The organism is Streptomyces sp. NPDC003635, assembly GCF_053587635.1.
On record NZ_JBSFOK010000079.1, the window covers coordinates 1 to 23,712 of the forward strand.

General features: G+C 72.6%; 22 protein-coding genes and 2 pseudogenes. 15 read left to right on the top strand and 9 right to left on the bottom strand.

Annotated elements, in window-relative coordinates; genetic code table 11:
- Positions 1–92 precede the first annotated feature (92 nt).
- The gene (locus tag ACWDRW_RS38565; RefSeq protein ID WP_451732715.1) at positions 93–1,010 is read left to right on the top strand and encodes an O-antigen ligase family protein; all 918 of its coding nucleotides are present in this window, start codon (positions 93–95) and stop codon (positions 1,008–1,010) included.
- A 2-nt stretch (positions 1,011–1,012) separates the two neighbouring features.
- On the opposite strand, the gene ACWDRW_RS38570 is transcribed toward ACWDRW_RS38565, so the two are convergent.
- Positions 1,013–1,558 (bottom strand): hypothetical protein, encoded by a 546-nt coding sequence (locus tag ACWDRW_RS38570; RefSeq protein ID WP_451732718.1) that lies wholly within the window; start codon positions 1,556–1,558, stop codon positions 1,013–1,015.
- Positions 1,559–1,646: 88 nt separating this feature from the next.
- Positions 1,647–2,432, bottom strand: a complete 786-nt coding sequence (locus ACWDRW_RS38575; RefSeq protein ID WP_451732721.1) for a glutamate racemase — start codon at positions 2,430–2,432, stop codon at positions 1,647–1,649.
- A gap of 39 nt (positions 2,433–2,471) precedes the next feature.
- Here ACWDRW_RS38575 and ACWDRW_RS38580 point away from each other — a divergent pair, with 39 nt between their 5' ends.
- Positions 2,472–3,653: a glycosyltransferase gene (locus ACWDRW_RS38580; RefSeq protein WP_451732724.1), complete on the top strand. Its 1,182-nt coding sequence runs from the start codon at positions 2,472–2,474 to the stop codon at positions 3,651–3,653.
- On the opposite strand, the gene ACWDRW_RS38585 is transcribed toward ACWDRW_RS38580, so the two are convergent.
- A complete protein-coding gene (locus tag ACWDRW_RS38585) occupies positions 3,654–4,925 on the bottom strand; it encodes a TerD family protein (RefSeq protein WP_451732773.1) in 1,272 nt (423 codons plus the stop codon).
- A gap of 312 nt (positions 4,926–5,237) precedes the next feature.
- Between ACWDRW_RS38585 and ACWDRW_RS38590 the strand changes: the two genes are divergently transcribed.
- The 5 genes from ACWDRW_RS38590 (at position 5,238) to ACWDRW_RS38610 (ending at position 10,500) form a co-directional block, all read left to right on the top strand.
- Entirely contained in the window at positions 5,238–5,666 is a 429-nt protein-coding gene (locus ACWDRW_RS38590; protein ID WP_451732727.1) for a DUF6643 family protein, read from the top strand.
- Positions 5,667–5,708: 42 nt separating this feature from the next.
- Positions 5,709–6,536 (top strand): MOSC domain-containing protein, encoded by an 828-nt coding sequence (locus tag ACWDRW_RS38595; protein WP_451732730.1) that lies wholly within the window; start codon positions 5,709–5,711, stop codon positions 6,534–6,536.
- 298 nt (positions 6,537–6,834) lie between these two features.
- Positions 6,835–7,443 (top strand): Rv1733c family protein, encoded by a 609-nt coding sequence (locus tag ACWDRW_RS38600; protein ID WP_451732733.1) that lies wholly within the window; start codon positions 6,835–6,837, stop codon positions 7,441–7,443.
- Positions 7,444–7,601: 158 nt separating this feature from the next.
- Complete coding sequence (locus ACWDRW_RS38605; RefSeq protein ID WP_451732735.1) at positions 7,602–10,043, top strand: right-handed parallel beta-helix repeat-containing protein; 2,442 nt, start codon at positions 7,602–7,604, stop codon at positions 10,041–10,043.
- 70 nt (positions 10,044–10,113) lie between these two features.
- A complete protein-coding gene (locus tag ACWDRW_RS38610) occupies positions 10,114–10,500 on the top strand; it encodes a VOC family protein (protein WP_451732738.1) in 387 nt (128 codons plus the stop codon).
- 22 nt (positions 10,501–10,522) lie between these two features.
- Here the strand turns inward: ACWDRW_RS38610 and ACWDRW_RS38615 are convergent, their stop codons facing one another.
- Positions 10,523–12,835 (bottom strand): hypothetical protein, encoded by a 2,313-nt coding sequence (locus tag ACWDRW_RS38615; RefSeq protein WP_451732741.1) that lies wholly within the window; start codon positions 12,833–12,835, stop codon positions 10,523–10,525.
- 288 nt (positions 12,836–13,123) lie between these two features.
- On the opposite strand from ACWDRW_RS38615, the gene ACWDRW_RS38620 reads away from it, so the two are divergent.
- Together ACWDRW_RS38620 and ACWDRW_RS38625 are read left to right on the top strand one after the other, a co-directional pair.
- The gene (locus tag ACWDRW_RS38620; protein ID WP_451732744.1) at positions 13,124–13,960 is read left to right on the top strand and encodes a DeoR/GlpR family DNA-binding transcription regulator; all 837 of its coding nucleotides are present in this window, start codon (positions 13,124–13,126) and stop codon (positions 13,958–13,960) included.
- A gap of 52 nt (positions 13,961–14,012) precedes the next feature.
- Positions 14,013–14,489, top strand: coding sequence for an SRPBCC family protein (locus ACWDRW_RS38625; RefSeq protein ID WP_451732746.1), 477 nt, complete (start codon positions 14,013–14,015; stop codon positions 14,487–14,489).
- 1 nt (position 14,490) lies between these two features.
- On the opposite strand, the gene ACWDRW_RS38630 is transcribed toward ACWDRW_RS38625, so the two are convergent.
- Positions 14,491–15,624, bottom strand: coding sequence for a PLP-dependent cysteine synthase family protein (locus tag ACWDRW_RS38630; RefSeq protein WP_451732749.1), 1,134 nt, complete (start codon positions 15,622–15,624; stop codon positions 14,491–14,493).
- Positions 15,625–15,994: 370 nt separating this feature from the next.
- On the opposite strand from ACWDRW_RS38630, the gene ACWDRW_RS38635 reads away from it, so the two are divergent.
- Entirely contained in the window at positions 15,995–16,318 is a 324-nt protein-coding gene (locus tag ACWDRW_RS38635) for a hypothetical protein (protein ID WP_451732752.1), read from the top strand.
- 185 nt (positions 16,319–16,503) lie between these two features.
- A complete protein-coding gene (locus ACWDRW_RS38640; protein WP_451732755.1) occupies positions 16,504–17,043 on the top strand; it encodes an ATP-binding protein in 540 nt (179 codons plus the stop codon).
- 77 nt (positions 17,044–17,120) lie between these two features.
- On the opposite strand, the gene ACWDRW_RS38645 is transcribed toward ACWDRW_RS38640, so the two are convergent.
- The 3 genes from ACWDRW_RS38645 to ACWDRW_RS38655 are packed head-to-tail and all read right to left on the bottom strand — an operon-like array spanning position 17,121 to position 20,703.
- Entirely contained in the window at positions 17,121–19,682 is a 2,562-nt protein-coding gene (locus ACWDRW_RS38645; protein ID WP_451732758.1) for an ABC transporter permease, read from the bottom strand.
- A complete protein-coding gene (locus ACWDRW_RS38650) occupies positions 19,679–20,428 on the bottom strand; it encodes an ABC transporter ATP-binding protein (protein WP_451732761.1) in 750 nt (249 codons plus the stop codon). The genes ACWDRW_RS38645 and ACWDRW_RS38650 overlap by 4 nt, the downstream gene beginning before the upstream one ends.
- Positions 20,425–20,703: an SHOCT domain-containing protein gene (locus ACWDRW_RS38655; RefSeq protein ID WP_451732764.1), complete on the bottom strand. Its 279-nt coding sequence runs from the start codon at positions 20,701–20,703 to the stop codon at positions 20,425–20,427. The genes ACWDRW_RS38650 and ACWDRW_RS38655 overlap by 4 nt, the downstream gene beginning before the upstream one ends.
- 187 nt (positions 20,704–20,890) lie before the next feature.
- On the opposite strand from ACWDRW_RS38655, the gene ACWDRW_RS38660 reads away from it, so the two are divergent.
- The 4 genes and pseudogenes from ACWDRW_RS38660 (at position 20,891) to ACWDRW_RS38675 (ending at position 23,241) form a co-directional block, all read left to right on the top strand.
- On the top strand, positions 20,891–21,460 hold the full coding sequence (locus tag ACWDRW_RS38660) for a TetR/AcrR family transcriptional regulator (RefSeq protein ID WP_451732767.1): 570 nt from the start codon (positions 20,891–20,893) through the stop codon (positions 21,458–21,460).
- A gap of 14 nt (positions 21,461–21,474) precedes the next feature.
- Positions 21,475–22,052 (top strand): annotated as a pseudogene (locus tag ACWDRW_RS38665) (DUF4865 family protein).
- Complete coding sequence (locus ACWDRW_RS38670; RefSeq protein WP_451732770.1) at positions 22,049–22,957, top strand: phosphotriesterase family protein; 909 nt, start codon at positions 22,049–22,051, stop codon at positions 22,955–22,957. The pseudogene ACWDRW_RS38665 and the gene ACWDRW_RS38670 overlap by 4 nt, the downstream one beginning before the upstream one ends.
- Positions 22,958–23,064: 107 nt before the next feature.
- Positions 23,065–23,241 carry a DUF1272 domain-containing protein gene (locus ACWDRW_RS38675; RefSeq protein ID WP_451732776.1) on the top strand — a complete coding sequence of 59 codons (177 nt, stop codon included), beginning with the start codon at positions 23,065–23,067 and terminating at the stop codon, positions 23,239–23,241.
- Positions 23,242–23,272: 31 nt separating this feature from the next.
- Here the strand turns inward: ACWDRW_RS38675 and ACWDRW_RS38680 are convergent.
- Positions 23,273–23,605: pseudogene (locus tag ACWDRW_RS38680) on the bottom strand (short-chain dehydrogenase); the annotation flags it as partial.
- Positions 23,606–23,712 lie beyond the last annotated feature (107 nt).

Sequence of the window (23,712 nt, forward strand, 5' to 3'; positions counted from 1 at the left end):
AGGGCGGTACGAAGCCGATGACCATGGCGGCCGCGGAGGCGAGGAGGCCGACGACGCACATGAGGCCGAGGGCGGGGACGCGGTAGCCGCGCGTGGCGATCCTGGCGGTCGCCGCCGGCTACGCGGCCGGCCGCATCAGCGGCGCCCTGCTGCCGGTGGCCGCACCCTGCGCCGCCGCCCTCGGCGGAGTCGCGCTGACGATGACACTCCCCCACCTGGGCCCGGACCCCGCCATCGTTCCGCCGCTCGGCCAGGCCGGAGCCACCGCCGCCCTGCTCACCCTCTCCACGGGTGCCGCCTGCTGCGCGGCCTGGGCCGCCACCGCGCCCGCCCTGCGCCTCTCCCTGCGTCTGCTGGCCGCCGCCATCGCGGTGACCGCGGCCGCCCTCGGCTCCACCACGGGCCTCGTGGCCTGTTCCGCGGTGCTGTTGTGCTCCCTCGCCGCCGGCCGGATGCCCCAACGTGGCGTCGGTATCGCGGGGCTGGTCCTGACCACGGCCCTGGTGACCGGCCTGACCTGGGCGATCGCCGGAAAGGCGGTACCGGACGGGCTGGCCGCGTCGCTGGAGGGCCAGCTCACCGGGCACCGGCTGGACCTGTGGCACGACGCCCTGGGCCTGGCCGAGCGGGACCCGGCCCTGGGCGTGGGCCCGGGACGCTTCGGAGAGCTGTCCACGACGGCGACCGGCACGCTGCTCTCCGACGGCAAGCCGCATTCGGCGCCCTTGCAGCAGGCGGCCGAGCAGGGCGTCGTCGGGGTGGTGCTGCTGGCGGCGGCGTTCTGCTGGGTGCTGTTCGCGCTCTGGCGCTCGCCCCGCCCGACCGCCGTCGTCCTCACCGCCGGCGCGGCCCTGACCGGTCTCGCGGCGATCGCCGCGATCGGCAACGCGCTCAGCTTCACCACGGTGTCGGTCGGCGCGGGACTGCTCGCGGGCCTGGCCACCGCCCGCCCGATGCCAGACGCGTCGTCCGCGGGCGGTCTTGAGGCCCGCCCGCCCCGCCCGGTGTGAGGTCAGAGCGCCGCGCCGGTGCTCCCCGCGCGGAGCCGGTCCCGGATGACCCGTACGGCGGCCTCGGCGTCGTCGATGGTGATCGTGAACGTGTGGCCGTCCCACAGCCGCAGCACGATCCCCTCACCACGCCGTACGACGACCGCGGTGCCCTTCTCGGGCCGCCAGCGATAACCCCAGCCGCCCCAGTGCCGCGGGGTGACGAGCGGGGCGAAGTCGGCGCCCGCGACATGCGACAGCGGGATCCGGCGGCGCGGGACACCCATGTGGCCGCAGCGCACCTCGAGGCACTCCAGGTCCACCTTGAGCGCGACGTGCACGAACGCCAGCGTGCCGAACAGCACCAGCAGACCGGCCGCGATGCAGCCGACGACGGCCATCGCGAGCGGGGCGACGCCGGAGGTCCAGGCCGAGTCGACGGCCAGCTCGATGCCGAGCGCCATGCACGCGGCCCCGACGAGCGCCAGCAGCCACTGGACGCGGTTGGTGGCCCGTCCGGTCCAGACGTCGGGATGCGGCGCGTGCTCGCCGTGGGGGTGGTCCCTCATGGCTATGAGGTTACTCAGGTTTCGCTGCGCGGCTACCTCGTCGCGCAGGGTCACTCGGCCGGCCGGGGGTTCCTGGCCGGATCGGCGGTCACCGCGCGGGCATGGCCGCCTGGAGCAGCTGTCCCTCTTCGTAGGCGAGGGCGGGCTCGGGCAGGGGACCCTCACGCCCGCTCAGCAGCACGGTGACGGTGCCGTCGACGTCGGCCTCGGGTGCGGGCAGCGCGCCGATCCGGCGCAACGCCTGGGCGGCGACCGCTCCGGCGGAGCCGTGCAGGACGAGCGGCGGGCGGCCGGGGCGCTGCACGGCGACGCGGATGCGCTCGGCGACCAGTTCGTAGTGGGTGCAGCCGAGGACGACGGTCGTCACGTCGTCGGGGGTCAGGGCGGCCGCCGCGGCGACGGCGGTGGCGACGGCGTCCTCGTCGGCGTGCTCCACGGCCTCGGCGAGCCCGTAGCAGGGCACCTCGGTGACCTTCACGCCGTCGGCGAAGGCCTCGATCAGATCGCGCTGGTAGGCGCTGCCGGTGGTGGCGGGGGTGGCCCAGATCGCGACGGGTCCGCCGCCGGCCGCCGCGGGCTTGATCGCGGGGACGGTGCCGATCACCGGGATCTCGGGTTCCAGACGGGTCCGCAGCGTGGGCAGGGCGTGCACGGTCGCGGTGTTGCAGCCGATGATCAGCGCGTCGGGCCGATGCGCGGCGGCGGCCTCGGCGACGGCGACGGCGCGCCCGATGAGGTCTTCCAGGGTCCGCACTCCCCAAGGCATGCCGTCGGGGTCGAGGGAGAGGACGAGATCTGCGTCGGGCCGCAGCCGTCGTACCGCGGCGGTGGCCGCCAGCAGGCCGATTCCTGAGTCCATCAGCGCGATCTTCACCCGGCCACGATAGACGATGGCCCCTTGGGGGCCCGTCCGGTGGGGCAGACTGCGCGGGTGAGCGCCTTCGTGTGGATCGCCGCCGGATCACTCGCCGCCTGGCTGTGGCTGCTGCTCTGTCAGGGCTTCTTCTGGCGTACGGACGTACGGTTGCCCTCCCGGCGTGATCCCCGCGCGTGGCCGTCCGTGTGTGTCGTGGTCCCCGCGCGGGACGAGGCGGCCGTACTCCCCGACAGCCTGCCCTCGCTGCTGGCCCAGGACTATCCGGGACGGGCGGAGATCTTCCTCGTCGACGACGACAGTTCCGACGGCACCGGACCACTGGCGCGGGAACTGTCCGAGCGGCACGGCGGGCTGCCGCTGACCGTGGGCTCACCCGGTGAGCCGCCCGCGGGCTGGACCGGAAAACTGTGGGCGGTGCGGCACGGTATCGGCCTGGCACGCGCGCGTGACCCCGAGTATCTGCTGCTGACCGACGCCGACATCGCCCACGCGCCCGACAGCCTGAGACACCTCGTCGCCGCGGCGGGCACCGGTGGCTTCGACGCCGTGTCCCAGATGGCCCGGCTGCGCGTGGCGAGCGTCTGGGAGCGGCTGGTCGTGCCGGCCTTCGTCTACTTCTTCGCGCAGCTGTATCCGTTCCGCCGGATCGGTAAGAAGGGGACACGTACGGCCGCCGCGGCGGGCGGCTGTGTGCTGCTGCGCGCGGACGCCGCGGAGCGGGCCCGGATCCCGGACGCCATCCGGCACGCCGTCATCGACGACGTGGCGCTCGCGCGGGCCGTGAAGGCCGGTGGCGGGCACATCTGGCTGGGCCTGGCCGACCGGGTCGACAGCGTCCGGCCGTATCCGCGCCTGCACGACCTGTGGCGGATGGTCTCCCGCAGCGCCTACGCGCAACTGCGGCACAACCCGCTGCTGCTCGCCGGTACAGTCGCCGGGCTGGCGCTGGTCTATCTCGTACCGCCCACCGCCGTGGCCACCGGGGATCCGGCGACCGCGGTCATCGGCGGGCTCGCGTGGCTGGTGATGACCGGGACGTACGTCCCGATGCTCCGTTACTACCGGCAGCCGCTGTGGCTCGCTCCCCTGCTGCCGTTCACCGCGTTCCTCTATCTGCTGATGACCGTCGACTCGGCGGTGCAGCACTACCGGGGGCGGGGTGCGGCCTGGAAGGGCCGCACGTACACGCGCCCGGACGCGGTGCCCGACGAGGGCTGACTACTTGCGGCCCGGCGTCCAGTTCATGCCCCAGCCGTACGCGTAATCGACAGTCCGCTGCGGGCTGACCCCGCGCTCGGGCACCAGGTAGCGGGCCTCGCGCTGGACCACGAGATCGCTGCCGGTGTTGGTGATCAGGGCCAGCGCGCACACCGTCGAGGGGACCGTGCACTCGTCGAGCGAGAAGTCGACCGGGGCGCCGTACTGCGGGCTGAGGGTGACCGTGGCGTGCAGGTCGGCGAAGGAACGCGCGCCCTCGTAGATGGTCACGAAGACCAGGATGCGCCGGAAGGCCCGCTGGAAGTCGAGATTGACGGTGAGGTTCTCGCCACTGGCCACCGCGCCGGTGCGGTCGTCGCCGTCGAGGTGGATGTACGGCGGCTGGTGCAGGGCGCCGAAGGCGTTGCCGAGCGCCTGGACGACACCCTTGCTGCCGTCGGTGAGCTCGTACAGGGCGCACAGGTCGAGGTCGAGGTCGTTGTGCATGGCGACCGGGCGGCCCAGCTTGCTCGCCCAGCCCGAGAACTGCTTGCGCACCTCCCAGTTGAGGTTCACCCGCAGGGCGCCGGACGTGCCGCCCTGCTTGGTCAGGGAGACCGCGGGGGCGGCCTTCGTGAGCGTGACCTTGCTGAGACTGACCGGAGCCGCCTGCGGCGGGGGCGGGGCGGCGGGCGGCATGGCGGGCGGGGGCGGCACGGTCGCCGCGGGAGCGACCGGCGGCGCCACGGGTGTCGGCATGGGGGCGGGCTGCTGGGGCTCGTCGACCGTGATGCCGTAGTCGGTGGCCAGTCCCTCCAGGCCGCTGCTGTAGCCCTGGCCGACGGCACGGAACTTCCAGGCGCCCTGGCGGCGGTAGAACTCGCCCAGCACGAAGGCCGTTTCGACAGTGGCGCCGGTGCTGTCGAAGCGGGCGACCGAGGTGCCCTGGGCGGCGTCCTTGACCTCGATGGCGAGATCGGGGACCTGCCCGAAGGAGCCGCCGTCGGCGGAGGCGGCGAGGATGACGGTGTCGATCGCGGGCTCCACGCGCGCGAGGTCGACGAGGAGGCTGTCGGTCACCCGGCCGCCGGCGTCCCGCTTGCCCTCGTGGCGGACCGCGCCGGAGGCGTGCACCGCCTGGTTGTAGAAGACGAAGTCCGCGTCGGAACGGACCTTCCCGCCGACCAGCAGCAGCGCCGAGGCGTCGGCGTCGGGCACCCCCGGCCCGGAACGCCAGCCCAATTCGACGCGCAGCGCCGTCGTCGGCACCGGAACATTGGATCCTTTCGGCATTGACATGTCCGCCCCCATCACGTGTCAGCGCGCCAGGTCACGCCCGGCAAGTCCATTCGGTTCCGCACTTCGGTTCCGTACGGGTCAACCTATTCCCAACGAGCGGGGAACCTCCACGATCAGGACTCGGAAGATCGCTGGCCAACCGCCGGTAACCCGCTTGGAACTCGGCCTTTACCGCATCCGCACGCCGATCCGCGCCCCTTTTTCCCAAGTTCGCTCGCATTGGGGATCCCAGGCCACCGCCGACACGGAAAACAACCCTCTTATCGGTCTCCCCAACCAGCACATCGTGGGCTTAACTTATGTGCCATGACCTCCCCCCGCTCCACCTATGGCGGCGGCTACTACTCCGCCTCCTTCCCGGACACCCCGATCTACGACTCCCTCGTGGCCGAGCGGGGTACCCCGCAGATCGCCCCGATCCGGGTCCCCGCCGCCTACGACACCCCGGGCAGTCACCTGCCCGCGCTGCCGTCGGCGCTGCCGGCCCTCCCGGCCGCCCCCTCCCAGCCCTCGTACGGCTACCCGCAGGCGCCCCAGCCCGCCCCGCTGCAGCAGGCCCCCGCGGCCTACATCCCGCAGCAGGCGGCCGCGCCCCGCGGGTACCCCGGCCCGCAGCCCCAGCAGCCGCGCCCCGCGGCGCCCGCGGGCTACGAGGCGATGCGTCCCGCGGCCCCCCGGCCCGCGGCGCCCATGTACCAGGACCCGTACAACAACCAGCAGTACCGCGGCTACTGAGCCGGTCCCCCGCCGGTCCGTGCCACCTGGCACGATGACCTCATGGGGAACGCGCAACTGCAGTCGATTCACGTTCATCCGGTCAAGGCGTTCCGGGGCATCGCGCCCCGGGAGGCAGTCGTGGAGCCCTGGGGGCTGACCGGTGATCGTCGCTGGATGCTGATCGACGACGGGGGAAAGGTCGTCACACAACGCCAGCAACCGCGCCTCGCCGTGGCCGCCGCCGAGCTTCTGCCCGACGGCGGCCTTCGGCTGTCCGCGCCGGGAATGGACCCGCTGACCGTGCCGGTGCCGCGGCCGGGCACGACCGTCTGGGCGGAGATCTTCCGGGACAAGGTCGAGGCCGTCCCCGCCGAGGACCCCGCCGTGCACGCCTGGTTGAGCGCCTACCTGGGCGCCGGGACGCGGCTCGTGCACATGGACGACCCGGCCACGCGCCGGCCGGTGGACCCGGAGTACGCGCAGCCCGGTGAGACCGTCAGCTTCGCCGACGGCTACCCGCTGCTGCTCGCCTCGACGGCCTCCCTCGACGCCCTCAACTCCCTGATCGCCGACGGCGATCACGCGGGCGAGGGTCCGCTGCCCATGAACCGCTTCCGGCCGAACGTCGTCGTGTCCGGCACCGAAGCCTGGGCCGAGGACGACTGGACGCGCGTCACCATCGGCGAAGTCGCCTTCCGGGTCGCCAAGATGTGCGGCCGGTGCGTGGTCACGACGACCGACCAGGAGACGGCGGGGCGGGGCAAGGAGCCGCTCTTCACGCTGGGCCGGCACCGGCGCATCGGCGGCAAGCTCGTGTTCGGCCAGAACCTGGTGCCGCTGACCGGCGGCACGATCCGGGTCGGCGACCCGGTCGAGGTCCGCTCGTAAGCCCCGCCCCGGTCCTTCATCGCCCCCGGTCCAGGTCCGCTCGAAAGCCCCGGCCCAACACCTGCCTCACCCCGGTCAAGCTCCGCTCATAAGCCCCGCCCCGGCCTCACCCCAGGTCAGGGCCCTCTCGTAAGCCCTGGCCGCGGGCGGGAACCCCGGCCGCCGGCCTGCTCGTTGAGCGTTTCGCGAGCAGTTCATGAGAATCTCGGCCCGGGTGATTTCGCTCTCTCTTCGGCCGGGATCGCGCGTGAGCGGCTCCGCGGGGGGTTATCACGGAGCGGGAAGGGGGTGCGGGACGGTGCGAGCGATCTGCGGGCTCTGGCGCTGGCGGCACAACCCGCTGCGTCGGCCGACCGATCTGGCCGAGGCCTGGGTGGGGCTGTCGGCCCTGCTGCTGATCCTCGTCCTGGCCCCCGTGTCCGGCGCCCTGACCGGTGGCCTCGCGCAGGACGCGCTGCAGGAGTCGGTGCGCGAACAGCGGGCGGCCCGCCACCAGGTGACCGCGACCGTGGCCCGCCCCCTGGACGACTCCCCGTTCAACGCCGATCCCGAGGCCGCCGCCTCCGGCCGCGAGGTCCGCACCCGCGTGCTGGCCGACTGGACGGCACCGGACGGCACCGACCGGCACGGCCCGGTCACCGCCCGCATCGAGAACCCGGAGCCCGGCGAGCGCTTCACGATCTGGACGGACCGTCAGGGCCGCATAGCCGCCCGCCCGCTGGACTCCGCGACGGCCACCACCCATGCCGTGCTCGCCGGGTTAGGCGCGGCCCTGGTGGTCATCGGCATGGTCGAGTGCGCCAGAAGGCTGATCGTCTGGCGCATGGTCCGTCGCCGGTACGCCCGTTGGGACCAGGCCTGGGACCGGGCCGGACCGGACTGGGGCCGCACCGGCACCGGCAGCTGACCGCGTTCCGGCTCTGGTCAACCCCGGACCTGCGCGCACGCTACGGTGGACCGGCCGAGTCATCGGCGACGACCCGCGCGAGCAGCCGCTGGGGTGGCCGACGCGCCCCGAAGGTGAACGAGCCATCAGTACGACCGAGGTGGGGGCACAGCAACGCCATGGCACAGGGCACGGTCCAGGTGACGCACACCGGCACATCGCGGTGGCGGCGCCGCACGGGTGAGTACGCGTCGCTCGCCGCAGCGCTTCAGGCCGCGGCCGACGGTGACGTCCTCACCATCGCGCCCGGCACCTACCGGGAGAACCTCGTCGTCCAGCGGCCGGTGACCCTGCGCGGCCCCGAGGGCTCTCCCGGCTCGGTGCGGATCGCTCCCCTGGACGGTGTGCCGCTGACCGTGCGCGCCTCGGCCGTGATCCAGGACCTGCACGTGGAGGGCCAGGACGCGGCGGCGCCCGCGGTGCTGGTGGAGGAGGGCGCGCCGGAGCTGGTGGACCTGCGGATCGTCACCCGGTCCGCGGCCGGGATCGAGGTGCGCGGCGGGGCGCGGCCGGCCGTGCGCCGGTGCACCGTCGACAACCCCGCGGGCATCGGCATCGCCGTGGTCGACGGCGGGGGCGGTGTGTTCGAGGAGTGCGAGGTCGTCTCCGCGGGTCAGTCCGGTGTCGCGGTGCGCGGCGGCGGCCACCCCCGTCTGGAGCGCTGCCGGGTGCACCACTCCTCGGGCGCCGGCCTGGCCGCGACGGGTGAGAACTCCGCGCTGGAGGCCGTCGGTTGCGAGGTGTACGAGGTCCGCGGCAGCGGCGTGCAGATCACCGGCCGGGCCACCGCGCATCTCACCGACTGCGATGTCCACCGCACCACCGCGGACGGGGTCACCCTCGACACGGACGCCGTGCTCACGCTCGCCGACTGCCGTATCCACGACATCCCGGAGAACGCGGTCGATCTGCGTTCCCGTTCCGTGCTGACCCTGACCCGCACCACCGTGCGGCAGTTCGGACGCAATGGTCTGTCGGTGTGGGACCCGGGCACGCGCGTGGACGCCAACCAGTGCGAGATCTTCGACTCCACCGGCGACTACCCGGCCGTCTGGGTCAGCGACGGCGCCACCGCGGTCCTGGACTCCTGCCGCGTGCACGACGTGCCCGACGCCCTGTTCGTGCTCGACCGGGGCTCGCGGGCGGACGTCGTCGACAGCGACCTGACGCAGGTCCGCAACACCGCGGTGTCGGTCAGCGACGGCGCCACCGCCCAGCTCGACGACTGCCGTATCCGGGACGCGGCGACCGGCGCGTGGTTCCGCGACCACGGCAGCGGCGGCACGCTGGCCAACTGCACGCTGGACGGCGTGCAGACCGGGGTGATCGTCACCAAGGGCGCCGACCCCACCATCGAGCGCTGCACGGTCGACTCCCCCGCCGAAGCCGGCTTCTACGTGTCCGCGGGCGGCCGGGGCAGCTTCCTCAACTGTCGCGTGACCGGCAGCGCGGGGTACGGCTTCCATGTCATCGACGGCTGCCGTACGACGTTGAAGAAGTGCCGCACCGAGCGCTGCGCGCGCGGCGGTTACGAGTTCGCCGACGGCGGCCCGGACGCGGGCTCCGGGTCGGGGCCGGTGGTGGAGGACTGCACCAGCGACGAGAGCGCCGGGCTGCGCCAGCCCGCCGCACCCCGCGAGACGGCCGTGCAGACGGCGAACCAGTCCCCGGGCCTGCTCGGCTCGATCCCCGGCCAGCGCGCCACCGAGCAGGAGCCGCTGATCGCGCCCACGGCGCCGGAGCCGCCCGCCAGGACCTCCAAGGCGGTACTCGGTGAACTGGACGCGCTGGTGGGCCTGGACAGCGTCAAGCGCGAGGTGCGGGCGCTCACCGACATGATCGAGGTGGGCCGGCGCCGCCAGCAGGCGGGCCTGAAGGCCGCCTCCGTGAAGCGGCACCTGGTCTTCACCGGCTCCCCCGGCACCGGCAAGACCACGGTCGCCCGCCTCTACGGCGAGATCCTCGCCTCCCTCGGCGTCCTGGAGAAGGGGCACCTGGTCGAGGTGTCCCGGGTCGACCTGGTCGGCGAGCACATCGGCTCCACCGCGATCCGCACCCAGGAGGCCTTCGACAAGGCGCGCGGCGGTGTGCTGTTCATCGACGAGGCCTACGCGCTCTCCCCGGAGGACTCCGGCCGGGACTTCGGCAAGGAGGCCATCGACACCCTGGTGAAGCTGATGGAGGACCACCGCGACGCTGTGGTCGTGATCGTCGCGGGCTATACGGCGGAGATGGAACGGTTCCTTTCCGTCAACCCGGGTGTGGCCTCCCGCTTCTCGCGGACCATCACCTTCTGCGACTACACGCCCGAGGAACTGCTGCGGATCGTGGAGCAGCAGGCCGACGAGCACGAGTACCGGCTCGCGCCGGGCGCCGACGAGGCGCTGCTCGCGTACTTCACGGCGATGCCCAAGGGGCCCGCGTTCGGCAACGGCCGCACCGCGCGGCAGACCTTCGAGGCCATGGTGGAACGACACGCGGGCCGCGTCGCCCAGCTGGCGGAGCCCAGCACCGACGATCTGACCCTGCTCTACGCGGAGGACCTGCCCGAGTCGCCGTGACCGCGGCCCCCTGGAACCATGGCGTCCGTGACGAGGTGAACACGCACAGCGCGCACGGAAAGGCACGGCCATGCTGGGACAGAGCAAGGCGTTCAGCGGTTTCGCGGTGGACGACATCGGCAGGGCGAAGGAGTTCTACGGCACCACCCTCGGCATCCGGGTGTCGGAGGAACACGGCAACCTGGTCCTGCACCTGGGCGGGGACACCACCGTGTTCGTCTATCCGAAGGACAACCACACGCCGGCCACGTTCACCATCCTCAACTTCCCCGTGGACGACATCGACCAGGCCGTCACCGACCTCGGCGCGCGCGGCGTGACCTTCGAGCGGTACGAGGGGTTCGGGCAGGACGACCAGGGCATCGCCCGGGGCGCCGGTGACGGCACGGGACCGGACATCGCCTGGTTCAAGGACCCGGCGGGCAACGTCCTGTCCGTGCTGTCGGGAGCGATGTAGCGCTCACGACGCCGCGCTCGGGTCAGGGCTCGGCCCGCTGGACGGGCAGATCGGGCCGCAGCCGGGCCAGCAGCCGTTCGCGTTCCTCGGCGAAGGCCGGGTCCGCCTGGTAGTCGGAGTGGCCGAGGATCGGCGCGGGCAGCGGATGCAGCTCGGTGCGGCCGTAGGCGAGGGGGTCCCTCAGGGCGTCCCGGTCCACCTCGGGGCCGCAGGCGCCGGGCAGCAGGACGGGGCCGCCGATGGGGTCGGTGGGCCGGTGCAGATTGCGCCAGCAGTCGACGTCGTGGTGGAGGGCGCTGAGCGCGGCCGGGCCGAAGTGGGCCGGGAACCAGCGGCCGTACAGGCGCTCCAGCGGGGAGCCGTAGGTCAGCAGGGCGACGCGTTTGCGGACCGATGATTTCAGCTGCCAGGCGGCGGCCGCGGCGAGGACGCTGCCCTGGGAGTGGCCGGAGAGCACCAGCCGTCCGCCGGTGGCCCGGGTCCAGGTCGCCATCCGCCAGGTCAGATCGGGCACCGCGCGCTCGGCGTAGCAGGGCGGCGCGAAGGGGTGGGCGGCGCGCGGCCAGAAGGTGCCGACGTCCCACAGGATGCCGATGGTGCGGCGGGCGGAGGCGTCCTTGTAGGCGCGCCGACCCCAGGTGACGAACAGTATGAAGCCCAGGCCGATCAGCCAGGAACCGAGTGCCTGGGCCGTCTCGGCGGCTCCCTGGACGAAGGCGTGCGCCGGTTCGCTCGCCTCGGCCGGCGTCTCGTCGGTGGCCCAGGCGCCCACAAGGGCTCCCGCACCGAGCAGCAGGGTCGTGGTGGACACGACGGCGACGAGCAGGGGGCCGCGGTCGGTGAGGGTGGCCATCGCGCGGGTGCGGGCGATACGGCGGCTGCGCGTGCTGTCCTCGGGCTCGCCCCGGTGCTCGCGCTCCACCACGGCCCGTTCGGCGCGGGCCAGCCGCAGGGTCCGGCGGCCGAGCCAGCCGCACAGCAGGAGTACCAGCACCAGCAGCGGCGGGATCACGGAGGCCTGCCAGGTCAGCAGGACGGGCGGGCCGGGGATCGACGCGTGGGTGCCGTCCAGCCAGTCGGCGACGCGCTGGGCCAGGCCGCCGGACATCACTCCACCGAGGGCGCAGGCCAGCATGGCGACGGCGGGCCCGCCGAGCCCGCGCATCGCGGCGCGCGAGTCGGGGTGGGTGCGGTGCAGGACATGGGCGATCGCGGCGAGGACGATGACGAGCAGGCCCTGCGTGAAGGCGAGCGCGCCGAACGTGGCGTCGCCGGGCAGCCGGCCGCTGGACACCCACCCCGGCCGCCCCCAGCCCGCGTACACCAGGGTCAGGGCGAGCAGGGCGACACAGGCGAGCGGCAGCCTCCGTACGAGACGGTCGTCGAGCTCCTGGTCGAGGCGGTGCTCGCTGCGGCCCCGGCGGCAGACCACCCACACCACGCCGGCCGCCGCGAGCAGCAGGGCCGTCTCCAGGAGGCGGCCGAGGGCGTCGAGGGTGGCGGGGCCGCCGGAGCGGTGGTCGAAGCGGGCCGCGGGCAGGCCGGCCGCGGCGGCGACCGTCAGCAGGCCCGCGGCGGTGTGCGCGGCGCGCAGCCTGGCCACGAGACGACGGCCGTACCAGAAGCCGGGACGGCCGAGCGCGGTGCGGTCGGTGTCCTCGTCGGGTGCCGGGACGTGGGGCAAGGGCTCCTGGGACTCGTACGCCCTCCAGGTGCGGTGGGAGAGGTACCAGAGCAGTCCGGTCAGGGCGAGCGGCACCAGTGCGGCGAGGGCGAGGCGGCGTCCGGGCACGCTCCACCAGCCGCCGTCGGAGGAATCGGGTGACAGGAAGCCCAGCCACGAGTTGCGCTCGGCGCACGCGCGCGTGCCCGCGCACTGCCAGGCCGCCAGATCGAGCGCCACCTCGCAGGCCGCCGCGACCAGCAGCACCGTCAGGGACAGTCCGGCGAGCCGGACGAGCACGCCGTACAGACGTACCGTGCGCACCCGGCCGCGGGTGCAGGGGCGCATCCAGTGGGCGAGGTTGACCACCATGAACGGCAGCAGCAACAGCCACAGAGCGCGGGCGCCGTTGCCGGAGGTGAGGTTGCACCATACGTAGGCCTCGGGCACCGGCCGGTCGCGGTAGTCGTCCGGGCGGGACTCGGCGTCGGCGTCGTCGGCCCGCCGGAACATGGCCGCGGTGTCGTCGCCGGTGACCCGTACCGTGCGGGGGTCGCCGAGCATCTCCTGGGGCGTCGTGCCGCCCACGCCGTGGACCAGGAGCTCCAAGGCGGTCTCGGATCCGCCCGCCGCGGACCCGCCCGTCGAGACACGTTCTGACGCACGCTCCACTGTTCGCACTTCCCCCGTGCCGAGCCGTCGCTTGTGTCGGTGCGGGCACCAGGATCGCCGCTGCGCGGGCGGCTCACACCCCTCGTCACGGAATCTCCCCGATCCGGGTGACAAGCGGGCGACGGATGGGAGGCTCGTGACATGCGCGCGTCGGGCCGGTCGGTGGCGCGTGCCGTGTCCCGGCGTGCGAGGATGGGACGTCCGCACACCCGAACAGCGAGGACGACCCGCCGAAACGGGTGCGCGAGGCGGGCGAGACGGCTTGAGGCGAAAGGAACCGGAGCGTACGTGAGTGAGAATCAGAACCTCCTCGCGGAGCAGCGGCGCGCCCTGATCCTGGACGAGGTCCGGCGCCGCGGCGGGGTCCGGGTCAACGAGCTCACCCGCAAGCTCGGCGTGTCGGACATGACCGTACGACGCGATCTCGACGCGCTGGCCCGGCAGGGCGTGCTGGAGAAGGTGCACGGCGGCGCCGTCCCGGTGGTCGAGGCGAGCACCCATGAGCCGGGCTTCGAGGCCAAGTCGGGCCTGGAGCTGACCGCCAAGGAGGACATCGCGCGGGCCGCGGCGCAACTGGTCGCCCCGGGTGCGGCGATCGCGCTGTCGGGCGGTACGACGACGTACGCGCTCGCGCATCAACTGGTCGACGTGCCCGATCTGACCGTGGTCACCAACTCGGTCCGGGTGGCCGACGTCTTCCATGTCGCCCAGCGCACTTCCGGCCCCCGGCAGGGCGCGGCCACGGTCGTACTGACCGGCGGCGTGCGCACCCCCTCCGACTCCCTGGTCGGACCGGTGGCCGACCAGGCCATCGCCGCCCTGCACTTCGACATGCTGTTCCTCGGCGTGCACGGGATATCGGTGGAGGCCGGCCTGTCCACCCCGAACCTCGCCGAGGCCGAGACCAACCGGCGGCTCGTGCAGTCGGCGCGCCGGGTCGTGGTGGTCGCCGACCACACCAAGTGGGGTGTGGTGGGCCTGAGTTCGTTCGCGACGCTGAACCAGGTCGATACGCTCGTCACGGACCGCGGGCTCGAGGCCGAGGCGCGGGAGCAGGTGTCGGAGCGGCTGCGGCGGCTGGTCGTCGCGGGTGAGCCGGAGGACGAGGACGGTACAGACAGCTGACGCACTGTCAGCTAAGGTGACGCCTCCGGCCATCGCCAAGGGGGTTGGGCCCATGCTCCGTCGACTACGGCACGAAGAGCTCGGCTTCGCCGAGACCGCTCCGGTTCGACTGGTCTTCGCCCGCGAGATCTCCGCGTCGCCCGACGCCGTCTTCCACGCCCTCGCCGAGGACGTGCCAGGCTGGGCCGAGTGGTTCTCGGCCGTGACGCACGCCGAGCCGATCGAGGACGCCAAGGTCGGACGCCGAGTACGCCTGCGCGGGGGCATCCGCTTCGAGGAGAGCGTCCTCGCGGCGGACCCGGCCGAGATGTACGCCTACCGCGTCGACGCCACCAACGCCCCCGGCCTGCGCGCCCTGGTCGAGGAGTGGCGCCTGACCCCGGCCGGCAGGGGCACCCGGGTGCGGTGGACGTTCGCGGCGGACGGCCCGGCGCCCCTGCGGATGATGCTGAAGGCGGCGCGTCCCGGTCTGGGCCGGTCGTTCCGCGACGCGGTCACCGCGCTCGACCGGCGGCTCACGCGATCCTGAGTCAGGACGGCCAGACGCCCGTCTCCAGCAGCGACTCGATCGCCTCGGTGTACGGCTGGATGTCCAGCCCCTGCTCGGCGAGCCAGGCGTCCGAGTAGTACTTGTCCAGGTAACGGTCCCCCGGGTCGCACAGCAGCGTCACCACACTGCCCTGGCGGCCCTCGGCCACCATCTCCGCGACGATCTTCAGCGCGCTCCACAGCCCGGTGCCCGTCGAGCCGCCCGCCTTGCGGCCGATGGCCTTCTCCAACGCCCGGACCGCGGCGACGCTCGCCGCGTCCGGCACCTTCATCATCCGGTCGATCGCGCCCGGCACGAAGCTCGGCTCCATCCGGGGCCTGCCGATGCCCTCGATACGCGAGCCGCAGTCGCAGGTGACGTCCGGATCGCCGGTGGTCCAGCCCTCGAAGAAACAGGAGTTCTCGGGATCGGCCACACAGATGCGGGTGTCGTGCTGCGTGTAGTGGACATAGCGGGCGACGGTCGCCGAGGTGCCGCCGGTACCGGCCGTGGCGACGATCCACGCGGGCACGGGGTAACGCTCCAACTCCAGCTGACGGAAGATGGATTCGGCGATGTTGTTGTTCCCGCGCCAGTCCGTGGCCCGTTCCGCGTAGGTGAACTGGTCCATGTAGTGGCCGCCGGTCTCCACCGCCAGGCGGGCGGACTCCTCGTACATCGTGCGGGGGTCGTCCACGAAGTGGCACTGCCCGCCGTGGAACTCGATGAGACGGATCTTCTCGGCGCTCGTCGTGCGCGGCATGACGGCGATGAAGGGCACCCCGATCAGCTTCGCGAAGTACGCCTCGGAGACGGCGGTGGAGCCGCTGGACGCCTCGATGACCGGGCGGTCCGGCCGGATCCAGCCATTGCACAGGCCGTACAGGAACAGTGAGCGGGCGAGGCGGTGCTTGAGGCTGCCCGTCGGGTGCGTCGACTCGTCCTTCAGGTAGAGGTCGATGCCCCACTGCTCGGGGAGCGGGAAGCGGAGCAGGTGCGTGTCGGCCGAGCGGTTCGCGTCGGCCTGCACCTTCCGGACGGCCTCTTTCAGCCAGATCCGATAGCCGACGTCGGTGTGGTCGACATCGAGGGTGTCGAGGGTTTCGCCGGTCCGGGTCTGCTGGGGGGTGCTCACGGCGGGCTCCTAACGCTGCGCGCCGTGCGGGTCGCGGCGCGGCCGACGCCCCGATCATAGACACCTTCCGCACGCTTCTCACCTGCATAAACAGGGCTTTGAGAGCCTCAAAGGCCACACTGGGGGCGGGCTGCGCGGATGGGTCGCGGCCCGGTCGGGGACCGGCCGGGGGCGCATTCGGCGAATGCTCCGGCCCCGGCCGCCCACCGCGCCCTACGCACTGGTGCTCCCGCCTGGGTGCGGGCAGACTGCACCGAGGGCGCACACTGGATCACGAACACCCAGGGCGCCGGATCACGACACGAGCCGGACCTCGCCCACGCGGGCCCTTCGGTCCGGCTGACCGACACGCGCAAGGGGGCGGGACGGCATGGCAGAGCCGGAGTTCACGGCCACGGGCGTGCGGATCGGGAAGCGGCTGCGCTCGCTCACCCGGGCCGGACAGGTCCGGATCAGCGGTGGTCGGCTCGAACTGCTCACCAGCTACGGCAGCGAGATCGACAGCGCGCCGGTCCAGGCGGTGCGGGCCTCCAAGCCCTGGTTCGCCCCGGACGACCGGGCGCTCGCGGACCTCAACGGCAAGCGGTACCTGCTGACCCTGGGCGACCACGACCCGGCACCCGGCGAGCCCGGCCCGCCCGCCGCGCGCCGGTTCATCGAGGCGGTACGGAAGGCGGCGGGGCGTAACCGCTGACGTACGGCGAGTTGCGGTACCGCATCCCCTGCGTCACGCTGGTCTCACGTCACTTAGGGTTTACCGGCGATAACGCTGCGAACCAGCCGCCGGCCACGACAGCAGGCGGCCGTTGTACGCGGGCACCCTGCTGGATCGATCCGAATCCCGTGTTCTTCCGGACCTCAAGTCGGGGAGTCGCAGCCGTGATCAGTCACCCAAGCAGGCACTGCACGGTGGAGCTCCAAGCCCTGCCGTCGCGGATCGGCCAGGTCCGCAGAATCGTATCGGCGCAGTTGCGCTACTGGCATCTGGATCCCCTGATAGACCGGGCGGCGCTCGGTGTGACGGAGCTGTTGACCAACGTCCACCAGCACGCACAGCCCGACAAGACGTGCACCGTGGAGATCGAGCTGCTGCTCGACCGGTTGATGGTCTCCGTGCACGACCACGACCCGCGTCTGCCGGTCGTGGAGGACATCGAGGCCGTCGCGCCGATGGCCACCTGTGGGCGAGGGCTCGCGATGGTGGCCGCGGTGAGCGAGAGCTGGGGCGTGCGGCCGGACGGCGAGTCGGGCAAGGTCGTGTGGTTCACGCTTCCGACACCCACGTCCGCGCGTGCGGCGGCGCGTCCGCCTCGGCGGACGGTGCTGGACGCTCCCGCGCACCGGTTCACCAGTGTCGGGCCGCGCGTGGATCTGCGCAGGCCCGAGAGGGCTCCCGCCCGGTCGGCCGTTGTGGGTTGACCGGGCGGTGAGAGTTGTTGCCCGTGGCCCGGAGGGTGGGTGGCCCCAGCCCTCGCGGCACCGGCGCGCCTTCCTCGTCAGTCCGTGGCTATGGCGCGCAGGACGTTCAGGCGTGCCGCCCTGGATGCCGGGCGCACGGCCGCCAGGGCTCCGGCTGTGAGGCCTACCAGCGCTACCACTGTGAGTTGCAGCGGCGGGAGCGCTACGGCGAAGGCGCTGTCGCTTGCTCCGTCCGAGGCCTTCACCAGAACCCAGCCCAGGAAGGCGCCCAGAGCCAGGCCACCGGTCGTGCCGAAGGCGGCGACCAGGACTGATTCCCAGTGGACCATCGCTCGGAGTTGGGAGCGGGTCTGGCCCACCGCCCGGAGCAGGCCCAGTTCGCGGGTGCGTTCGTGCATCGCCAGGGTCAGCGTGTTGGCCATGCCGAGGAGCGCGATCAGTACCGCCAGCGCCAGGAGGGCGTAGACCAGGGTCAACATCATGTCGATCGCACCCGCGGAGGACCGCGCGTACTCGTCCCTCGTCTGTACGTCCGGGCCGCCGTACTTGGCTGCCTCCTTCTCCACCGCCGCCTTGCCCGTCTCCGCGCTCACGCCGTCCGCGAAGGACACGGCGATGAGGGTGTCCGCGTCCTGTGTGCGGTGGGGGGACCATGCGGCACGTGTGATGACGTAGTCGCCCGCCAGTTCCGACCGGCCGTAGACCGCTCGGACCGTGAAGGTCTCGGTCCGGCCGTCCGTGAAGGTCAAGCGCGTCGTCGCGCCGGGCTCGAGGTCTTGCTTCTCCGCCTCCGCTTCGGTGATCGCTATGCCGTTCTCGCCCAGGCCGGTCAGCGAGCCTTGGATGTCGCCCAGGTCGAACGTGCGTTGCAGGGCCACCGGGTCGGTGACCGTCAGGGCTCGTCCCCTGCCGTCCACTTCGGCCACTCCCCTGCCCAGGCCGACCGCCGTGTCCACCTCGGGGAGTTCCTGGACCGCCTCGGCCAGGCGCGGGCTGAGGCCGCTGCCGCCCGCCCCGAAGGACGGCGCGCTCACGGCCACGTCGCCCGCGAAGGAGCGGGAGACGGTCTGGTCCATGGTGGCCTTGAGGGAGGCGCCGAAGACGGTGAAGAGGGACACCACGGTCACGCCGATCATCAAGGCACCGGCGGTGGCCGCCGTGCGCCTCGGGCTGCGCAGGGCGTTGCCGAGGGCCAGACCACCGGTGACGCCCCGGAGTCGGGCGAGGGGGCCGCCGAGGATGCGGATCGCCGTGGTGGAGGCCACCGGGCCCAGGACGACGAATGCGGCCAGGGCGAGGGCTGCGCCCGTGCCCGCCAGCCAGATGTTCGGGGTCATCAGTACGCCGGTCAGGGTGAACCCCAAAGCCAGGGCCACCAGCCCGAGGCCCACCCCGGCACGCGGCCTGGAGGCTCCCGCGGTGTCCACCGCCGTCTCGCGCAGCACCGCCAGTGGCGCCGTGCGGCCGGCCCTCGCCGCGGGGAGCAGGGCGGAGGCCAGGCAGACCACTACGCCCACCGCCAAGGGCAGCGCCATCGACAGCGCGCCGATCACCAAGTCACCCTCAGGGAAGGGGAATCCGATCGCCGGGAAGAGTGCCTGGAGGCCGGCCGCCATGCCCAGGCCGCCCGCCAGGCCCGCGAGGGAGGCGGTGACGGCTACGGCCGTCGCCTCGACGAGGGTGGCGGCCGTCACCTGGCGGCGGGAGGCGCCCAGGGCTCGCAACAGGGCGTTCTCGCGGGTGCGTTGGGCCACGACGATGGTGAAGGTGTTGTGGATGGAGAAGGTCGCCACCAGCAGCGCCACTCCGGAGAACACCAGGAGCAAGGTGGTGAAGATCGTCAGGAATTGGCTGGAGATCATTTCAGTGTTCTCCTCGGCCGACTCCTGGCCCGTGATCGCCTCGACTTCCCCGGGGAGTGCGGGGGTCAGGCGGTCGACCAGTTCCTGTTCGCTGACGCCCGGACCTGCTCGTACGAGGATGGTCGCCGCCTCACCCGGCCGGGCCGTGAGGTACTTCTCGGCGTCGGCTCGGGTCATGCCGGTGTAGGTCACCTGGGCCATGCCGTCCTCGCCGCCGAAGGTCGCCAGGCCGACGACGGTCACCCGGACGGGGTCAGGGGTGCGCAGGGTCGTCGTGTCGCCGATCCTCAGGTCGCCTCGCTCGGCCGTGCCCCGGTTGACCACCACCTCACCGGACTTCTCGGGGGCGCGGCCCTCGGCCAGTTGGTAGGGGTTGAGCTCGGGGTCGGTGATCCAGTTTCCGGCGAGGGTGGGCGGGCCCTGGCCGCCGATGGGGTCGCCGTCGCGGCCGACGAGCTGGCCGGCGCCTTCGATGTTGGGCTCGGCGGCGGCTACGTCCGGGAGGCGTGCGAGGGTGTCGGCGAGGTCGGTGGCCACCGGTTCGCGTACGCCCTCGCTCTCGCCGGGGGTGGTGATGGCGTCGGCGCTGCGGACCACGGCGTCGGTGCCGCTGGTCGCGTTGCCGAACATCGTGGCGAAGCTCGCGCGCAGGGTGTCGCCCATGACGAGCGTTCCGGCGAGGAAGGCGACGCCGAGGAACACCGCGACGAACGTCCCGGCGAAGCGGCGCTTGTGGGCGCGCAGGGAGGACGCGCTGAGGCGGAAGGCCGCGGTCATGACCGCACCTCGAAGGCCTTCATGCGGTCCAGGACCCGGTCGGCGGTCGGTGCGGTCATACGGTCGACCAGGCGCCCGTCGGCCAGGAACACGACCTCGTCGGCGTGGGCGGCGGCCACCGGGTCGTGGGTGACCATGACGACCGTGCGCTCGGTGTCACGTGCGGCCCGGCCGAGGAGGCCGAGGACCTCCTCGCCGGAGCGGGAGTCGAGGTTGCCGGTCGGTTCGTCGGCGAAGACGATGTCCGGTCGGCCGGCGAAGGCACGGGCCACGGCGACTCGCTGCTGCTGGCCGCCGGAGAGTTCGGCGGGGCGGTGGTGGAGGCGGTCGCGCAGGCCCACGACGTCGATCAGGGCGTCGATCCACTCCGGGTTGCCCCTGTTGCCCGCGAGGTCCAGGGGCAGGGTGATGTTCTCCGCGACCGTGAGGGTCGGGATCAGGTTGAAGGCCTGGAAGACGAAGCCGACCCGGTCCCGGCGCAGGAGGGTCAGGCGCCGGTCGTCGAGGGCGCCCAGTTCGGTGTCGCCGATGTGGGCGGCGCCCGAGGTGAGGGTGTCGAGGCCGGCGGCGCAGTGCATCAGGGTGGACTTGCCGGAGCCGGAGGGTCCCATGATCGCGGTGAAGCGGCCGGCCGGGAAGCCGACGCTCACCCCGTCCAGGGCTCGGACCTCGTTGGCGCCGGTGCCGTAGACCTTGACGGCGTCCACGACCCGGGCGGCGGCGCCGGTGAGGGTCGTGGCGGTCATGCCGCACCGTCCTTGCCCGTACGGCCGAACTGCTCGTCCAGGACGGAGAGTCGGCGCCAGTACTCGTCCTCGTCGATCTCGCCGGAGGCGAAGCGGTGGCCGAGCACGGTGAGGGGTGAGTTGTCGTCGACAAGGGGACGAGGCCGGCCGCGGCCGCGCGAGGCCGTGCGGCGCAGGAGGGTGACGCCGCCGATCACCACAGCCGCCCAGACGAGGGGGAAGAACAGGATCCAGGGGCCGGGGCCGCCGTCCGCGAAGTGTGCCATGGTCTGCATCTCGAGTCATCTCCCGAGTCGGTTCGGATGGACCTTTTGGTGATGTCTCGAGGCTCGCTCCGGGAAGGGGTCCGGGGCGTCGTACGGGCAGCGGCAGTGCGTGTACCTCCCCAGGAGTAGGCGTGGGTGCTGTGGCTGCTCCTCGGGGACTCGAATTCTGTAACTACTAGTATGTACAGTGGCGTGCGTGAGCACTCCGGAGCGGTTGATCGAGTCCACGCGTGAGCTGTTGTGGGAGCGCGGCTACGTCGGTACCAGCCCCAAGGCGATCCTGGAGCGCGCGGGGGCCGGCCAGGGCAGCATGTACCACCACTTCAAGGGCAAACCCGACCTCGCGCTGGCGGCGGTCCGCCGTACGGCCGAGGAGATGCGGGCCGCCGCCGAGGCGGTGCTGGGGGCCTCGGGGACACCGTACGAGCGCATCGAGGGGTATCTGCGGCGGGAGCGCGATGTGCTGCGCGGGTGTCCGGTCGGGCGGCTGACCATGGACCCGGAGATCGTGGCGAGCGACGTGCTGCGGGCGCCCGTCGACGAAACCCTCGACTGGCTGCGCGAACGGCTCGCCGGGATCGTCGAGGACGGCAAGGAGCAGGGGCAGTTCGCGGCCGGCCTGGACGGCGAGGAGATCGCCGCGGCCATCGTCGCGACGGTTCAGGGCGGCTACGTCCTGGCGCGGGCGTCGGGTTCGCCGGCCGCCTTCGACACCGGGGTGCGGGGGCTGCTCGCCCTTCTTCGTCCCGCTGAGCGGTCCGACTGAGCAGGGGGCTTGTGGTGCATGCGATGCAGTACGAGATCGGCCTGCCCGCCGACTATGACATGGGCGTGATCCGGCGGCGCGTCGCCGATCGGGGGCATCTGCTCGATCAGTGGGAGGGGTTGGGGGTGAAGGCCTATCTGATGCGGGAGCGGGGGGTGCGCGGCTCGCCGGTGAACCAGTACGCGCCCTTCTATCTCTGGAACACCGTCGCGGGCATGAACTCCTTTCTGTGGGGCGGTGGTTTCCAGGGGATCTGCGATGACTTCGGGCGGCCATCCGCGCGGCAGTGGACGGGGGTGGCGTTCGAGGAGGGCTCGTCCTCCCGCGCACGACGGCTGTTCGGCGTCGGAGGCCTGTGCCGGACGGAGGGGTGATGGCCGAGGTCGTGGCGCAGGCGGTGGACGAGGTCCGGCGGCTCGCGGCGCAGGACGGGGCCGTACTGGCGGCGTGCGGTGTGGACACCGGGGCCTGGGAGTTCGTGCACTTCTCGCTGTGGGAGCACGACTCGCCCGAGGCCGAGGGCGAGGTGTTCGAGGTGCTGCACTTGTCCGCGCCGGGCCGGGAGCGGGCGGCGCGGGGGCGGCTGTGGTGAGCGCCGTGCGGACCGTGCTCGGGGATGTGGCGCCCGACCGGCTCGGCGTGTGCGACGCGCACGACCACCTGTTCCTCAGCAGTCCCCGGCTGGCCGGCGAGGAGTTGCGCGGTGTTCCCGCGGCGCGGGCCGAGCTGGTCGGCTTCCGGGATCAGGGTGGTGGCTGCGTGGTGCAGTGGACGCCGTACGGGCTCGGGCGGCGGGCCGCCGATCTGGCGCCGCTCTCACGGGAGACGGGCGTGCATGTGGTGGCCGCCACGGGGTTGCACCAAGCCGCTCACTACGACGAGCCGCTCCTGGCCGAGCTGCGGGGGCGGCTCGCCGAGGTCTTCGTCGCCGAACTCACGGTGGGCATCGGCGCGTCGGGGGTGCGGGCCGGTTTCGTGAAGGTGGCCGGCGGCTTTCATGTCCTCGACGCCCACGCCCGTTGGACGATGACCGCGGCGGCCGAGGCGCATCACGCCACCGGTGCCGCCATCGCCGTGCACCTGGAACTGGGGACCGGCGCACTCGACGTACTGGACCTGCTGTGCGGGGAGTTGGGGGTGCCGCCGGAGCGGGTGATCCTCGGGCATCTCAATCGCTGTCCTGATGGAGTCATGCAGCGGCTCGCCGCTCGGGCGGGATGCTATCTGGCCCTTGACGGGTCTTCACGGGCACATCACGGCACGGACTGGCGGATGCCGGAGAGCGTGCGGGACCTCATGGAGGCCGGTTTCGGGGATCGGCTGCTCCTTGGTGGTGACACGACGACCGCCTCGGCGCAGTCGGTGGCCGGAGGGCCGGGAATGGCGCATCTGCTGCGGCGGGTGCGGCCTCGGCTGGAGGTCGCTGCGGGTGCGGAGCTGGTGCGGCGGATGCTGGTCGACAATGCGGCGCGCGCCTTCGCCGTCGAGTGGGCGTGAACGTGGCCCGATCGTGTTGATCCTTGTCCCGTCGAACGCTTTCGGTCAGGTCCGGGGTGCGGAGGATGGGAGGCGGACAGACGATTCGAGGAAAGGTGCGTGCGGACATGGCGCTGGAGATGCGCGAGCTCTGCGAGCGTTGTGAGACGGCCGCTCTCCCGGCCGACGGGCCGGCCCGGATCTGTTCCTACGAGTGCACTTTCTGTGTGCCGTGCGGCGAGGCCATGCGGGATGTCTGCCACAACTGTGGTGGGGAGCTGGTCCCGAGGCCTCGCCGGGTTTAGGCCGACGCGATGTCCTCGCACGGACGGCCCGCTACCAGGGGAGGGGGCCCTCCGCCGAGAAGTAGCCGCCCGTCGGGCCGGCCGGGCCCGCCTGGGCCATGCGGACGATGATCTCGGGGCCCTCCTCCACGGTCTGGGTGCCCGTGCGCCCGTTGAGATCCGTCGCCGTGCAGCCGGGCTCGACGGCGTTGATCCGCATCTGTGGGAACGCCTTGGCGTACTGCACGGTGATCGCGTTGACCGCGGTCTTGGAGGCCGGGTGCGGCAGGCCGGGGTAGAAGCGCGTCGGTGAGTCCGGGCCGGCGAGCAGGGAGAGGGAGGCCAGACCGCTGCTCAGGTTGACCACGACGGGGGCCGCGGACCGCGTTTCTCACGCCTAGTGCCGCGTCAGGCAACGTTTGCCCGTCAAGGAGCGGCGTCCGGTGCGTGCTCTCGGCGTGCCGGGTGCAAGCCCTCGTACTGGATGTACTT

What these genes read in the sequence shown, in the direction of transcription:
- ACWDRW_RS38570 (WP_451732718.1), bottom strand. Translation starts at nt 1,558, where the DNA reads ATGAGGGACCACCCCCACGGCGAGCACGCGCCGCATCCCGACGTCTGG.
- ACWDRW_RS38595 (WP_451732730.1), top strand. Translation starts at nt 5,709, where the DNA reads ATGGGGAACGCGCAACTGCAGTCGATTCACGTTCATCCGGTCAAGGCG.
- ACWDRW_RS38675 (WP_451732776.1), top strand. Translation starts at nt 23,065, where the DNA reads ATGGCGCTGGAGATGCGCGAGCTCTGCGAGCGTTGTGAGACGGCCGCT.
- ACWDRW_RS38605 (WP_451732735.1), top strand. Translation starts at nt 7,602, where the DNA reads ATGGCACAGGGCACGGTCCAGGTGACGCACACCGGCACATCGCGGTGG.
- ACWDRW_RS38610 (WP_451732738.1), top strand. Translation starts at nt 10,114, where the DNA reads ATGCTGGGACAGAGCAAGGCGTTCAGCGGTTTCGCGGTGGACGACATC.
- ACWDRW_RS38645 (WP_451732758.1), bottom strand. Translation starts at nt 19,682, where the DNA reads ATGACCGCGGCCTTCCGCCTCAGCGCGTCCTCCCTGCGCGCCCACAAG.
- ACWDRW_RS38655 (WP_451732764.1), bottom strand. Translation starts at nt 20,703, where the DNA reads ATGCAGACCATGGCACACTTCGCGGACGGCGGCCCCGGCCCCTGGATC.
- ACWDRW_RS38625 (WP_451732746.1), top strand. Translation starts at nt 14,013, where the DNA reads ATGCTCCGTCGACTACGGCACGAAGAGCTCGGCTTCGCCGAGACCGCT.
- ACWDRW_RS38590 (WP_451732727.1), top strand. Translation starts at nt 5,238, where the DNA reads ATGACCTCCCCCCGCTCCACCTATGGCGGCGGCTACTACTCCGCCTCC.
- ACWDRW_RS38650 (WP_451732761.1), bottom strand. Translation starts at nt 20,428, where the DNA reads ATGACCGCCACGACCCTCACCGGCGCCGCCGCCCGGGTCGTGGACGCC.
- ACWDRW_RS38585 (WP_451732773.1), bottom strand. Translation starts at nt 4,925, where the DNA reads ATGCCGAAAGGATCCAATGTTCCGGTGCCGACGACGGCGCTGCGCGTC.
- ACWDRW_RS38635 (WP_451732752.1), top strand. Translation starts at nt 15,995, where the DNA reads ATGGCAGAGCCGGAGTTCACGGCCACGGGCGTGCGGATCGGGAAGCGG.